Annotated in this window: 11 protein-coding genes and 1 rRNA gene; 9 read left to right on the forward strand and 3 right to left on the reverse strand. The window is 33.2% G+C overall.

Annotated elements, in window-relative coordinates; translation table 11 throughout:
* Positions 1-92: ribosomal RNA gene (gene rrf / locus BUB89_RS15025) — 5S ribosomal RNA — on the forward strand; the annotation flags it as partial.
* Between the two features lie 215 nt (positions 93-307).
* On the opposite strand, the gene BUB89_RS15035 is transcribed toward rrf, so the two are convergent.
* Entirely contained in the window at positions 308-769 is a 462-nt protein-coding gene (locus BUB89_RS15035) for an endonuclease III domain-containing protein (protein WP_234982660.1), read from the reverse strand.
* Positions 687-959, reverse strand: a complete 273-nt coding sequence (locus BUB89_RS18375) for a hypothetical protein (RefSeq protein ID WP_373862915.1) — start codon at positions 957-959, stop codon at positions 687-689. Before BUB89_RS18375 ends, BUB89_RS15035 begins: the two co-directional genes overlap by 83 nt.
* Positions 960-1,320: 361 nt before the next feature.
* Here BUB89_RS18375 and BUB89_RS15040 point away from each other — a divergent pair, with 361 nt between their 5' ends.
* From BUB89_RS15040 to lon, 8 genes are all read left to right on the forward strand, one after another.
* On the forward strand, positions 1,321-2,742 hold the full coding sequence (locus BUB89_RS15040) for a glycogen synthase (RefSeq protein WP_073246473.1): 1,422 nt from the start codon (positions 1,321-1,323) through the stop codon (positions 2,740-2,742).
* Positions 2,739-4,019 carry a glucose-1-phosphate adenylyltransferase gene (locus BUB89_RS15045; RefSeq protein WP_073246475.1) on the forward strand — a complete coding sequence of 427 codons (1,281 nt, stop codon included), beginning with the start codon at positions 2,739-2,741 and terminating at the stop codon, positions 4,017-4,019. The genes BUB89_RS15040 and BUB89_RS15045 overlap by 4 nt, the downstream gene beginning before the upstream one ends.
* Before the next feature lie 60 nt (positions 4,020-4,079).
* Positions 4,080-5,984, forward strand: a complete 1,905-nt coding sequence (gene glgB, locus BUB89_RS15050; protein ID WP_073246477.1) for a 1,4-alpha-glucan branching protein GlgB — start codon at positions 4,080-4,082, stop codon at positions 5,982-5,984.
* Between the two features lie 206 nt (positions 5,985-6,190).
* Positions 6,191-8,587 (forward strand): glycoside hydrolase family 31 protein, encoded by a 2,397-nt coding sequence (locus BUB89_RS15055; RefSeq protein WP_073246479.1) that lies wholly within the window; start codon positions 6,191-6,193, stop codon positions 8,585-8,587.
* Positions 8,588-8,680: 93 nt separating this feature from the next.
* Entirely contained in the window at positions 8,681-9,499 is an 819-nt protein-coding gene (locus BUB89_RS15060; RefSeq protein WP_073246481.1) for a M48 family metallopeptidase, read from the forward strand.
* Positions 9,500-9,621: 122 nt separating this feature from the next.
* Entirely contained in the window at positions 9,622-10,911 is a 1,290-nt protein-coding gene (locus BUB89_RS15065) for an MFS transporter (protein ID WP_073246483.1), read from the forward strand.
* 53 nt (positions 10,912-10,964) lie between these two features.
* The gene (locus tag BUB89_RS15070) at positions 10,965-11,837 is read left to right on the forward strand and encodes a DUF6252 domain-containing protein (protein WP_141384578.1); all 873 of its coding nucleotides are present in this window, start codon (positions 10,965-10,967) and stop codon (positions 11,835-11,837) included.
* Between the two features lie 220 nt (positions 11,838-12,057).
* Complete coding sequence (lon, locus tag BUB89_RS15075; RefSeq protein WP_073246487.1) at positions 12,058-14,508, forward strand: endopeptidase La; 2,451 nt, start codon at positions 12,058-12,060, stop codon at positions 14,506-14,508.
* 108 nt (positions 14,509-14,616) lie between these two features.
* Here the strand turns inward: lon and BUB89_RS15080 are convergent, their stop codons facing one another.
* Entirely contained in the window at positions 14,617-15,354 is a 738-nt protein-coding gene (locus BUB89_RS15080; protein ID WP_441316641.1) for a Dph6-related ATP pyrophosphatase, read from the reverse strand.
* Positions 15,355-15,357: the final 3 nt, after the last annotated feature.

A 15,357-nucleotide genomic window follows, 5' to 3' on the forward strand; every position in this document is an offset into this window, starting at 1 on the left:
GGGGCTCACCTCTTCCCATCCCGAACAGAGTAGTTAAGCCCGCCTGCGCAGATGGTACTGCAGTTTTGTGGGAGAGTATGTCGTCGCCTTTCTTTGAAAACCCTGTTTCTAACGAAACGGGGTTTTTTGTTTTATACTATTTTGGAATAGAGGTAAAGTTCAAAAGGGATAAGTATTGGATCAATCCAAAAACCTGTGGAGCGATAAAATTAAGCATAAATATTAGTTAGTCTAAAAAGGAAGAATTCCACATTTCTGACTCCTCTGAATTGCGATCTAAAGGCTTTTATTGGATAAAATAAAAAGATTAATTTTCTTTAAAATATTTACAACAATTTGTTATTGGGCATTGATCGCATTGTGGTGTTGGACGGCAAATTTCTCTGCCCAGAAATGAAATTGCCATACCTACTTCATTCCATATTTCTTTAGGAAGAATAGCCATTAGTTCTTTTTCAGCTTTCAAACCATTTTTTGTTGGGTTAATTATTCCTATTCTGGGAGCTACCCGAATTACATGTAAATCAGTAATAATTCCTTCTGCAGGAATACCGGCTTCTCTCAAAATAACATTAGCTGATTTACGTCCAATGCCCTTTAGAGATGTTAATGCTGTTAGTGTTAATGGAATATTTTTGTCGGTTTTAATTTCTTTAGCAATCTCTAGTAACCAATCTATTTTATTTTCATGATATTTTACTGCTGTAAGATATGGGATTAATGCTTTTTTTGGTTGTATTTGCGATACTTTCCATAGTAGGGAACGCATTAAATAATTGAGGAGCTATATTATTTATATTTTTATCTGAGTCCTGGGCTGATAAAACTACCATAACTATTAATTGAAATAAGTTTTGATATTCCAACGGGTGCTTTCGATGAAAATATTTTTCTAAAATCGGATTTAATTCTTTATTCCAATTGGTGGTTTCATCAAATAAGTCTATTTTTATTTTCATTTGTTACTAAATTATTATTTTTCACAGTAATGTTCTGATTTTGGAATTATAATTATATAATTTTAAGCAATAAAATAAGAGAAAATAACGATATAATTCTTATTTATTTTTAAATTATCAAATCATAATTAATTCTTCAAAAATAATACTTTTCAGATGTTTTTAAGAATTAAAAAACTTTGTTTTTAGCGTTATTTTTTTTACATTTTTACTGTAATTGTTTTTGTTTTTTAGTATATTTAGAAAAACTTAAGAAAAAGTATTCTAAGTGATTTGACTGGATTTGTATTGATTTGAAGATAATTTAACAGAACTATTTTATATTACATTTTTTTAACCATAAATAAATTTAAAACGATAAATGGAAATATTTCATATAAGTGCAGAATGTTATCCGGTAGCTAAAGTAGGAGGGTTAGCAGATGTGGTTGGAGCCTTGCCTAAATATCAGAATAAAGCGGGACATAAATTGAGGGTAGTGATGCCTTGTTATGAAACTAAGTTTAGGAAAGAGAATGATTTTGAATGTGTACATTGGGGGACTCTTCAGTTAGGAAATTTTAATTTTCCATTTAGTGTTTTAAAGGAAACTAGTGATAAGTTAGGGTTTGAGTTGTATTTGATGGAAATACCGGAACTTTTTGACCGAAAAGAGGTTTATGGGTATGAAGACGATGTTGAGCGTTTTATGGCTTTTCAGATTGCTACTCTGGACTGGATTATAGGAAGAGAGGCTATGCCTGATGTTATTAATTGCCATGATCATCATACGGGATTGATTCCTTTTATGATGCAACATTGTTATAAATACCATCAGTTATTAAATACACCATCGATGCTTACTATTCATAATGGTTTGTATCAGGGACAGTTTAGTTTTGATAAGATCAATTATTTTCCGGAATTTGATAGGACTCATGTTAAACTATTAGAATGGAATCATCAAATTAACTCGTTGGCGGTAGGTGTCAAATGTGCTTCGGCGGTTACTACTGTTTCTCCAAGTTATTTAAATGAGATAAATAATTCAGCTAATGGTTTAGAATCTTTATTTAATATAGTGCGTTATAAGTCTAGGGGGATATTAAACGGTATTGATACAGAGGTTTGGGATCCTTTAAAAGATAAAATGCTGGAGAAAAATTATTCGATTCAAAATTTCGAAAAAGGAAAGCAACAAAATAAAGAAACACTTTGTACTCTTTTTAATTTAGATCCATCCAAACCTTTATTTAGTTTTATAGGCAGATTATGGGATGAAAAAGGGGGAGATTTATTGCCTCAGGCTTCGGCTTTAGCTCTTTCTGAAAATTTTAAAGAAATTAATATTTTAATATTAGGTTCAGGAAGTGCACAAATAGAAAATCAGCTGAATAGTTTATTGGTAGATTATAAAGGAAATTACAATACGTTTATTGGTTACAATGAAGAGTTAGCTCATTTAATTTATGCCGGAGCAGATTTTTTACTAATGCCATCCAGAGTAGAACCTTGCGGACTAAATCAAATGTATTCCTTACGATATGGAACAATTCCTATAGTGAGGAGAACAGGAGGATTGAAAGATACTGTAATTGATTTTGGGGATAATGGAAACGGAATTTGTCATGACCAATCTTCTGTGGGTGACATCTGTTATTCTATTCAAAGGGCGGTAAGTTTGTACGAAGATAAAAAGCATTTGAATGAAATAAGAAAAAAAGGAATGAGTACGGATCATTCCTGGGAAAAAGCAAGTCAGGAATATATAGAAATGTACAACTTAATACTAAACAAAATATGAAGGCAAAAAGAAAAAACGTTATTGCTATTATCTTAGGCGGGGGACAAGGATCCAGACTTTATCCGTTGACAGAAACCAGATCAAAACCGGCAGTACCAGTGGGAGGGAAATATAGATTAGTTGATATTCCTATATCAAATTGTATGAATTCAGATATTTACAGAATGTTTGTATTGACACAATTTAATTCGGCTTCGCTGAATGCACATATCAAGAATACCTATGTTTTTAGTGCTTTTAGTCAGGCATTTGTAGACATATTAGCAGCAGAGCAAACACCGGATAATCCAACCTGGTTTCAGGGAACGGCTGATGCTGTAAGGCAATGTATGCCCCATTTTTTAAACCATAATTTTGATTATGCTTTAATTCTATCTGGAGATCAATTGTATCAAATGGATTTTAATGATATGCTTGAAGAGCACATTAAAAACGAAGCAGATATTACAATTGCAACTTTACCAGTAAATGCTAAGGATGCTCCTGATTTTGGAATCTTAAAATCAAATAATGAAGGTTGTGTAGAATCTTTTATAGAAAAACCAGTAAAAGAACTTTTACCGGATTGGGAATCTGAGGTAAGTGAACAAATGGAAGCTGAAGGGAAAAAATATCTAGCCTCTATGGGTATTTATATTTTTAACAAAAAGCTTTTAGTAGATTTAATGGCAGATCCCGATACAAAAGACTTTGGTAAAGAAATTATTCCAAATGCTGTTGGGAATAAAAAAATACTTAGTTATCAATATGAAGGTTATTGGACTGATATTGGAAACATAGATTCCTTTTTTGAAGCTAATATAGGATTGACTGAGGATGTTCCTAAATTTAATTTATTTGATAACGATAATAAAATTTATACCAGACCCCGATTATTACCACCATCAAAATTTAAAAATACAATGGTTGATAAATCATTGATTTCTGAAGGTTGTATTATCAATGCTAAGGAAATTAAAAATTCTGTAATTGGTATTCGATCCAGAATTGGTAAAGATTCTATCATCAACAGTACGTATGTAATGGGTAATGATATTTATCAAAGCATTGAAGATATGGAAGAAGATGCTAAGGAAAATAAAATATTAGTGGGGATAGGAGAAGGCTGTTATATTAACAATGCATTAGTGGATAAAGATTGCCGCATAGGTAATAATGTATATATTAACGGTGGACCGCATTTAGAAAATCTAACCACAAAATTATATACCATAAAAGATGGAATTGTAGTAATCAAGAAAGGTGTAACTTTGCCTGATAATTTTAGAATTGAATAAGTTAGCAAACTGTTTTTATCAATATTCTATTTTGAGATTTAGAATTATACCAATAATACTATGAGTAAAGTTATTTCGCATTCCCTATTTACTGATTTTGATATTAACTTATTCAAAGCTGGAAAACATTTTAAATTATATGAAAAGTTAGGAGCTCATTTAATTGAATTAAATGGAGTTCAGGGGGTTTATTTTGCTGTTTGGGCACCTACTGCACATTCTGTTTCTGTCGTGGGGGATTTTAATTTCTGGACACAGGGAGAACATGAGCTTTTTGTACGTTGGGATTCTTCAGGAATTTGGGAAGGTTTTATTCCAAATATCCAAAAAGGCACTACTTATAAATATAAAATTTTATCTAATAATGGTGGTCTTGTTACAGAAAAAGCAGATCCATTTGCTTTATATTGTGAGAAACCACCACATACAGCTTCTGTTGTATGGGATTTAAATCATAAGTGGGAAGATTCTAAATGGATGAAAAACCGGAAAGAACACAATGATTTAAATAAACCTTATTCAGTATATGAAGTGCATTTAGGTTCGTGGAAACGTGCCGAAGAAAACCGGTTTTTAACTTATCTTGAACTAGCCGAAGACTTGGTCAGCTATGTTAAGGAAATGGGCTTTACGCATGTGGAATTTATGCCCATAATGGAATATCCGTATGATCCTTCCTGGGGATACCAGCTTGTAGGTTATTTTGCGCCAACATCCCGTTTTGGAAATCCACAGGATTTTATGGTGCTGGTCGATAAACTACATCAGGCAGGCATCGGAGTTATTCTGGATTGGGTTCCTTCTCATTTTCCTGATGACGCACATGGATTAGGTTATTTTGACGGATCAAATTTATATGAACATCCTGATCGCAGAAAAGGATATCATCCGGATTGGAAAAGTTTAGTGTTTAATTATGGAAGGAATGAAGTTCGTTCTTTCTTAATTAGTAATGCTTTATTCTGGTTGGATTATTACCATATTGATGGATTAAGAGTTGATGCGGTAGCTTCAATGCTTTATTTGGATTATTCCAGAAATGATGGTGAATGGGAACCTAATATCTTTGGAGGCAGGGAAAATCTGGATACCATAAGTTTCCTGAAAGAATTTAACGAAGTAGTGTATTCTAATTTTGAAGGGGTACAAACTATTGCCGAAGAAAGTACTTCGTTTCCAATGGTTTCAAGACCCACAGATGTAGGCGGACTTGGTTTTGGGATGAAATGGATGATGGGCTGGATGCACGATACCTTAAAATATTTCCAAAAAGATACGGTTTACAGAAAGTACCATCAAAATGATTTGACTTTTTCAATGACGTATGGTTTTACCGAAAACTTTATGCTGCCTTTATCTCATGATGAAGTAGTGTACGGAAAAAAATCTATTGCTGACAGAATGCCCGGAGATGAATGGCAAAAGTTTGCCAACTTACGTTTGTTGTACAGTTATATGTTTACGCATCCTGGAACGAATTTATTGTTTATGGGTGGCGAATTCGGACAAATGAAGGAATGGAATTTTCAGGAAAGTCTGGATTGGCATTTATTGCAATATCCGGTTCACAATGGTGTAAAAGAGCTGATTAAAGATTTGAATTCATTGTATAAATCAGAACCAGCTTTATATGAAAAACAGTTTAGTCCTGAAGGTTTTGAATGGATTAATTATTCAGATCATCAGAACGCAGTTATTTCTTACATTCGAAAAGGAAATGATCCAAAAGACAATCTAATTGTAGTATGTAATTTCACCCAGGTGATTCGGGAAAATTACAGAATCGGGGTTCCTAAAAAAGGAAAATTAACTGAAGTTTTTAATAGTGATTTGAAAAAATATAATGGAAGTAATGTAACCAATACATCAAAAGTGGAGATAGAATCTTCACCTTATGATGGTCGGGATTACTCAGCAGAATTGTTGTTACCGCCATTAAGTGTTACTGTTTTTAGAATTTCATAAGCAGTTAACAGCAAACCAAAAAAGTATGGTTGAATAAAATTAATTTTTTTTATAAAGGAGTATTAATTAAAATATTAATACTTCTTTTTTTTGCCAAATAAACAGCTAAATCGTTTTCGTGAATAAAAATAGTATTCTTTATTTATCAAAAGGATTTTTTGTAAGTTTGAGAGGAGTGCATAGTAATAATCAAAAATAGGGTTGACATGATTACAAATACAGAATTAGAATATAAAGGAGATTTATATCCATCAAAAATAGTTTCTTTTAAACAAGATGTTGATTCCGTTTATTTTTACACTGAGAATAACGTTATTTTAAAACTAACGGTATTAAGAGACAGTTTAATTAGGTTTCGTTATACTACAAAAGGTTATTTTAGTAATGATTTTTCATATGCAATTGATGAAGGGCATTCTCATGGATACAATCATTTAGAGATTACAGAAGAAGATACGTATTATCAAATAACCACAAACAAAGTCATCTGTAAAATTCAAAAAACAGATTTAAGATCATCTATATATGATTTAAAAGGAAATGTGCTCTTAGAAGATGAATTAGGTTTTCATTGGGAGGAATCTTATGAGTTTGGGGGGAACATTGTTAAAATGAGTAAAGCTTCCAGAGAAGGAGAATGTTTTTATGGTTTAGGCGATAAGGCGACTCAAATGAATCTTAAAGGAAAAAGAGTTGAAAACTTTGCTACTGATCAATATGCTTTTCAAAAAGAACAGGAACCTCTGTATAAAGTTGTTCCTTTTTATATAGGTTTACATAATAAGCAGGCCTACGGAATTTTCTTTGATAATACCTTTAGAACATTTTTTGATTTTTGTCACGAAAGAAGAAATGTAACCAGCTTCTGGTCAGATGGAGGAGAAATGAATTATTATTTTTTCTACGGACCTAATATGCAGGATGTCGTGACTTCTTATACTGATTTGACAGGAAAACCAGAGCTTCCGCCTTTATGGGCATTAGGATATCATCAATGTAAATGGAGTTATTACCCTGAAAGCAATGTTAAAGAAGTGACTGCTAAGTTCAGAGAATTACAAATTCCTTGTGATGCCATTTATCTGGATATTGATTATATGGACGGATTTAGATGTTTTACCTGGAATAAAGATTATTTTCCGGATCCTAAACGAATGGTTGCTGAACTGGCTCAGGATGGCTTTAAGACCATTGTGATTATTGATCCCGGAATAAAAATAGACAAAGAATACTGGGTTTATAAAGAAGCTTTAGAGAAAGATTATTTTTGTAAAAGAGCCGATGGCCCTTATATGAAAGGAAAAGTGTGGCCAGGTGAATGTAACTTCCCGGATTACACAAATCCCGAAGTAAGAGAGTGGTGGGCCGGATTGTTTAAGGAATTAATTTCAGATATTGGCGTAAAAGGAGTATGGAATGATATGAATGAACCCGCAGTTATGGAAGTTCCTAATAAAACATTCCCTAATGATGTGCGTCATAATTATGATGGAAATCCTTGTAGTCATCGAAAAGCACATAATATTTATGGAACTCAAATGGCCAGAGCAACTTATCATGGTGTGAAACGTTTTGCTTATCCAAAGAGACCTTTTATTATAACCCGTTCCGCTTATTCAGGAGCACAACGTTATTCTTCGTCTTGGACTGGAGATAATGTTGCTTCCTGGGAACATCTTTGGATTGCTAATATTCAGGTGCAAAGAATGTCAATTTCAGGAATGGGATTCACCGGCTCAGATATTGGAGGATTTGCAGAGCAGCCTTCGGGAGAATTATATGCCAGATGGATCCAGTTAGGTGTTTTTCATCCTTTTTGCAGAACACACTCTTCCGGAGATCATGGTAATCAGGAACCATGGGCTTTTGATGAAGAAGTTATTGATATTACCAGAAAATTTGTCAATCTCCGTTACCAGTTACTACCTTATTTATATACTATGTTCTGGCAATATATTGAGGAAGGAACACCTATGCTAAAACCTTTAGTATATTTTGATCAGGAAGATATTCAGACTTATTATCGAAATGACGAATTTATTTTTGGAAACCAAATATTAGTTTGTCCTATTTTAGAGCCTAATTCTTTAGGAAGAAGAATGTATGTGCCAAAAGGAGAATGGTACAATTACTGGACTAACAGTATGGTAAAAGGTGGAAAAGAAATGTGGGTGGACAGTAAATTTGATGAAATCCCTGTGTTTGTAAAAGCCGGAGCCATTATTCCTAAATATCCGGTACAGCAATATGTAGGAGAATTAGAATTTGATGAATTAACATTGGATGTGTATTATAAAGAAGGAAAAGAAAAATCGGTAGTGTATGAAGATGCACAAGATGGTTATGATTACAAAAAAGGAAGATTTAGCTTCTTATCATTTCAATTAACAGGAAAAGAAAAAGAAGTTAATATTCAATTACACAAAGATGGAAAGTACGATACCAATTATTCTAATTTTAAAATTAATTTTATTGGATTGCCATTTGAAATTAAAACTATAGAAATCGATAATGAAGAAATCGTTTTTGATAAAAATCTTTTTAAAGAAAATCAGTACCTGATTGTTCCTAAGAATTTTAACGTTTTACATATTATTGGTTAACCAACTAAATTAATATCTTGATACAATTGCAATTAATTTTATAAAATTCAAATTAATAATAATTGTATTTTTGTTAAGAAAAATTTAAGTATTATGAAAAAGAATTTATTATTTATAGGTATTGCTGTTGCAGGTTTAATATATTCCTGTGCAACGAATCCATTGACTGGAAAAAAGACATTAAATTTTGTCTCTAATAGCGAATTGTTTCCTTCTTCATTTCAACAGTATAAAACTTTTTTGAATGAAAATAAGGTGATCACAGGTACTGCCGATGCTAAAAAAGTAGAAACGGTAGGGATGAAAATTAAATCGGCTGCCGAACGTTATCTGGCCTCATTAGGGCAAACCGATTACTTAAACGGTTATCAGTGGGAGTATAAATTAGTAGATAGTAAGGATATAAATGCCTGGTGTATGCCGGGTGGTAAAATTGTAGTTTACTCAGGTATTTTACCGGTAACTAAAAATGATGCCGGATTAGCTACTGTAATGGGACACGAAGTTTCTCACGCGCTTGCTAATCATGGAGCACAGCGTATGAGTGCCTCTCAATTGCAAACTTTAGGAGCGGCTGGGGTGGCTGTTGCAACAGGAAGTAAAAGTGCTGAAAAACAACAAATGTGGCAACAATATTACGGAATTGGTTCCCAAGTAGGAGTGATGCTTCCTTTTAGCAGAAGCCATGAAACGGAGGCTGATAAAATAGGCTTGATTTTAATGGCAATTGCAGGTTACAATCCTGAAGAAGCAATTAGTTTCTGGACACGAATGTCAGCTAGTTCTAATGGTCAGGCCCCTGCCGAAATGTTAAGTACGCACCCATCGGATGCAACCAGAATTGCTAATTTGAAAGCGATGGTTCCGGAGGCAAAAGCAGTTGCTGCTAAATTTGGAGTTACATTTAAATAAAAAAAAAATAAAATAAGTTATAAGCCAATTCGTCAGAGTTGGCTTTTTTTATGTAATAAAATTCGAAAATTAAAGTAGAAACTGTTTAAAAAAAATAATAAATTCGTCAAAAAAAAACAGCTATGAATCCATTACAAAAAGGAGATAAAAAATTATTGAATGCTTGGGCATTTTATGATTGGGCAAATTCAGTGTATAGTTTGGTAATCGCTTCGGCAGTTTTTCCACTTTTTTACATGGCATTGTTTACTAAAGAGCAATCGTATATTCATGTTTTTGGAACCGATATAAAAAACTCTGCTTTGATAAGTTTTGTAACTGCTGCTGCTTTTTTAAAAGTGGCATTTATTTCTCCACTCTTATCGGGAATTGCTGATTATGTGGGAAATAAGAAGTTTTTCATGAAGTTTTTTTGCTATTTAGGAGCTTTTTCGTGTATTGGTTTATATTGGTTTAGTTTAGAGCATATTTACATTAGTTTACTTTTATATTTTTTTGGTTTAATAGGTTTTTGGGGAAGTCTGGTTTTTTATAATTCGTATCTGCCTGATATTGCTTTTGAAGAGCAACAGGATGCAATTAGTGCTAAGGGATATTCATTGGGATACATTGGAAGTGTAGTTCTTCTGATTATCAATTTGGCTATGATTATGACAGCTCCCGATGATGAGAAAATAATGCAAATGAGGTATTCCTTTGTGATGGTTGGAATCTGGTGGATTATTTTTAGCCAATATACCTATTATTATTTACCTAAAGGAAACAGAACTTCAGAGCATAAAGTAACCAGGGCTATTCTTTTTAATGGATTTAAGGAACTCAAAAAAGTATGGATTTCACTTGAAGAAAACCACCGTTTAAAAAAATATTTAACCAGCTTTTTTGTTTACAGCATGGCTGTGCAAACAGTGATGTTAGTAGCTACTTATTTTGGAGAACAAGAAATTGAATGGGAGTCAGATGGTGCAGCTACAACTGGATTAATAACCTGCATTTTGTTAATTCAACTGGTTGCAGTTTTAGGTGCTTATGCTACTTCAAAAGCTTCAGAAAAATATGGAAATATCCCGGTATTGATTTTTATTAACAGCATTTGGGTTCTTTTATGTGTAGCGGCTTATTTTATAAAGTTGCCTCTGCATTTTTATATTATGGCAGCATTAGTAGGTTTGGTTATGGGAGGCGTTCAGTCTTTGTCTCGTTCTACTTATTCTAAATTGTTACCGGAAACTCAGGATACTGCTTCTTTCTTTAGTTTTTATGATGTTGCCGAAAAAATAGGAATCGTAATAGGGATGTTAGTGTATGGTATTATCGATCAAATTACCGGAAGTCCTCGTTTTGCAATTGTATTTTTAGCTGTTTTCTTTATTATCGGAGTGTTTTTATTAAGAAAAATACCTAGAAAATAATTGCAAAAAATGAAATTATAATTTATATTTGATGAAAATCAAAAAACTCCTTTATGAGAATGTTAAAAGCTACGTCACAGCTAATAGTTTTGTTTTTAATTACATTATTGGCGTCTTGTACTTATGAGCCGGTTGATGGCACTGTTGAACCGGATCCAGACGACGGAAATGCGAATACAGGAGTATTTAAAGCGGACTTTAGTGGACAAACGTGGACAGCAAAAGAAACTCAGGCAATTATTTCAGGAAATTTTATCGAAATTTCAGCAATTGATTCAAAGGGAGGAGGTTTTGGATTTTTGATAGAAGGTAATACTGCGGGAACGTATGCTGCCAATGTGAATATTGTGGCTTATACACCAGCAGGGAGTGAGTATGGTTATTGGGCTATAAATGATGATAATCCTACCGAAAATACAGGTTCAGTAATTATTACAAGTATCAATACAGAAACCAAAACAATTTCAGGAACTTTTAGTTTTAAAGGATATTGGTCAGATACGGATAATCCCAAAGCGGCCATTCAGTTTACAAATGGAGTCTTTAAAGATATTCCGTATATAAGTCAGGAAGAAACGGCTGATGTTTTTACAGCAAAAGTAGGTAGTACTAATTTTGTGGCGACTGATATATTGACTGCTGAAATTAATAATTTTATAACTATTGGCGCTTTAGATGCTAATCAAAATAATTTGTCAATTGCTATAAAAAGTTCCTTAGGAACCGGAAGTTATACTATTGTAAATACTGTTGGGGCTGATGTTCAGGGGTATTATGAAGATGTAAATGATGAGTATAAAGCTGTTTCTGGAAATATTGCAATCACTTCTAAAACAAATGATAGAATCAAAGGAACTTTTAATTTTACAACTAACGGAACACCTCCGTTTACCATAACCGAAGGTAATTTTGATGTAGAATATTAGATAAAAAACATCTTTAAAATTTTAATAGCCCTCAAATTGAAATCTGTTTTTTTGAGGGCTATTGATTTATAGTATTATGGCATAAAGATTGTTTTATTAAAGCGATATAACTATCGTTTTTTATTTTACTATTTGATTTTCAGTATTATAAAATATAGAAATACTAACTTTGTTATTAACTGATTGATTGGTTTAATGACAAAAAGACTTAAATTATACTATGTCAAAACATAAAATACTCACTATTGACAATATGTCACTTCAGGAGTTTGATTCAGAAGCGGAATTGATCCCATTATTAACGCCGGAAGATGAAGAAGAAATGATTAACGAGGAATTGCCGGATTCATTACCTATTCTTCCTTTAAGAAACATGGTTCTTTTCCCGGGAGTTGTTATCCCTATTACAGCAGGAAGGGATAAATCAATTAAATTAATTGATGATGCCAATGCTTCAGGGAAAATTATAGGTGTTGTGGCTCAAAAAGATGAAGAAATCGAAGACCCAACAAAAGAGGATATTAATTCGGTAGGTACTGTGGCACGTATTTTACGAGTACTTAAAATGCCTGATGGTACTACAACGGTAATTCTACAAGGTAAAAAGCGTTTTGAAATTGAAGCGGTTACTTCTGAGGAACCCTATATTTCAGCCGTTATCAAAGATTTTTCAGAGGAAAGACCTAATAAAGAAGATTCTGAATTTTTAGCAATCCTGGACTCGATGAGAGAACTGGCTATTCAGATTATTAAAGTAAGCCCAAATATTCCAAGCGAAGCTACTTTTGCAATCAAAAATATTGAAAGTCAGTCTTTTCTAATCAATTTTGTTACTTCTAACATGAATTTATCGGTTAAAGAAAAACAAGATTTATTAGCTATTAATAATTTAAAAGACAGAGCTTTAGAAACTTTGAAATACATGAATGTCGAGTTGCAAAAACTCGAATTAAAAAATGATATTCAATCTAAAGTACGCTTTGATTTAGACCAGCAACAACGAGAATATTTTCTGCACCAACAGATGAAAACCATTCAGGAAGAATTAGGTGGTTCGACTCAGGAAGAAGAAATGGACGAGATGTTAGTGAAATCTAAAGAAAAAAAATGGGATGATAAAACCCAAAAGATATTCGAAAAAGAACTAGCCAAAATGCGTCGAATGAACCCACAGGCACCTGACTATGGAATTCAGAGAAATTATATGGAATTGCTTTTAGACTTGCCTTGGAACGAATATTCTAAAGATAATTTTGATTTAAAAAATGCTCAGAAAATTCTAGACCGAGATCATTTTGGATTAGAAGAAGTAAAGAAAAGAATGATTGAGCATTTAGCTGTTTTAAAGTTAAGAAACGACATGAAATCGCCCATAATTTGTTTAACAGGACCTCCGGGTGTGGGTAAAACATCCATTGGACGTTCGGTTGCTGAAGCTTTGGGAAGAGAATATGTTCGTATTTCTTTAGGAGGATTGCGTGATGAAGCTGAAATTCGCGGACATAGAAAAACCTATATCGGAGCGATGCCGGGTCGTATTATCCAAAGTCTGAAAAAAGCAGGAACTTCTAATCCTGTATTTGTTTTAGACGAAATAGATAAATTGTCTAACAGTAATCAGGGTGATCCGTCTTCCGCTTTGTTAGAGGTTTTAGATCCGGAACAAAACAGTGCTTTTTATGATAATTTTGTTGAATTAGGTTATGATTTATCCAAAGTGATGTTTATTGCTACGTCTAATAATATGGGAGCAATCCAGCCCGCATTAAAAGACCGTATGGAAATCATTAAAATGTCCGGTTACACGATTGAAGAAAAAGTAGAAATTGCTAAGCAACACTTATTTCCGCGTCAATTAAAAGAACACGGATTAACTTCGAAAGATTTGACTATTGGAAAAAAACAATTAGAAAAAATTGTTGAAGGTTATACCCGTGAATCCGGTGTTCGTGGGTTAGAAGCTAAAATTGCTCAGGTAATCCGAAATGCAGCAAAATCAGTTGCTATGGAGGAAGAATACAATAAAAAAGTTACTGATGAAGATATTGTGAAAGTTCTGGGTGTTCCCCGTTTAGAGCGTGATAAATATGAGAGTAATGATGTTGCAGGAGTAGTTACCGGTTTAGCCTGGACTAGTGTAGGCGGAGATATTTTATTTATCGAATCTTTGCTTTCTCCAGGAAAAGGAAGTATGAGTATTACAGGAAATTTAGGTCCGGTAATGAAAGAATCTGCTACCATTGCGTTAGAATACATTAAGGCAAATGTGGACCAACTGGGATTAAATTCTGAGTTATTATCGAAATATAATATTCATTTACACGTACCGGAAGGAGCAACACCTAAAGATGGTCCAAGTGCAGGAATTGCAATGCTGACTTCGCTGGTTTCTTTGTTTACACAAAAAAGAGTGAAGAAAAATATTGCGATGACAGGTGAAATTACCTTGAGAGGAAAGGTTTTACCAGTAGGCGGAATTAAAGAGAAAATCCTTGCTGCCAAAAGAGCTAATATTAAAGAAATCATCTTATGTCACGAAAATAAAAGTGATGTTGACGAAATAAAACCGGAATATTTAAGCGGAGTTATTTTTCATTATGTGAAAGAAATGAGTGAAGTACTGGAAATAGCAATTACAGATCAAAAGGTGAAAAACGCTAAGAAATTGTAAAAACGTAGATTTCAGTAAGTGTGTAAAAAAGATTTACCGCAAATTCACAAATTATTTATGCTTTTAAATAATTTGCGAATTTGCGGTTTGTTTTTTTATAACCTTGTGTTATTTCGGAATTAAATCACAATACCAAAATCCATAATCATAGGCGGAAGTATCATTAGTATCACAAGCCGTATTAGAGGATGCCTGTTTGGGTTTCTCGTACTTTCGATAGACAATTTCGCCAATTTCAAAATCGATAGGTTTTTTGAAAATTGGGCCGTCAAAAGTAAAAGTATGAAATTCACCATTTTCGCCACATACATCTACATTTTCTGGTAAATCATCAATAAATTGCTGGTCAATTATTCTGCCTGTGAAACTTTTGTCCAGATAGCGTTCATTAACACAAACAACAATCGTTTTAAAGCCTAAAGCAATAAATTCCTGAATTAATTCTTTTGTTGGGATTTTCCAGATGGGAAAAACGCCTTCAAAATCCATTTTTGCTAATTTGTCCTCACGGTATTGTCGTAAATCTTCCAGAAAAATATCCCCAAAAACAGAATGGGTAATGCCTTTGTTTTTGAGTTTTTCTAGTGATTTTTGCATCACATCTTCATACACTTCCATAGTAGGCATTTCGGGAATTTGCATGATTTCTAAAGGAATTCCAATGCTTTGCGCTTGTTGTCCGAGTAATTCTACTCTCACACCATGCATGGAAATGCGCTGAAATTGCTGATTTACACTCGTTAACAGGTAATTAATTTCAAATTCAGGGTTTTGTAGTATTTTGTATAAGGCTAAAGCAGAATCTTTACCGCTGCTCCAGTTAAAAAGGGCTTTTTTCAACGTAATTTT

This window comes from Flavobacterium flevense (genome assembly GCF_900142775.1).
Lineage (GTDB): Bacteria > Bacteroidota > Bacteroidia > Flavobacteriales > Flavobacteriaceae > Flavobacterium > Flavobacterium flevense.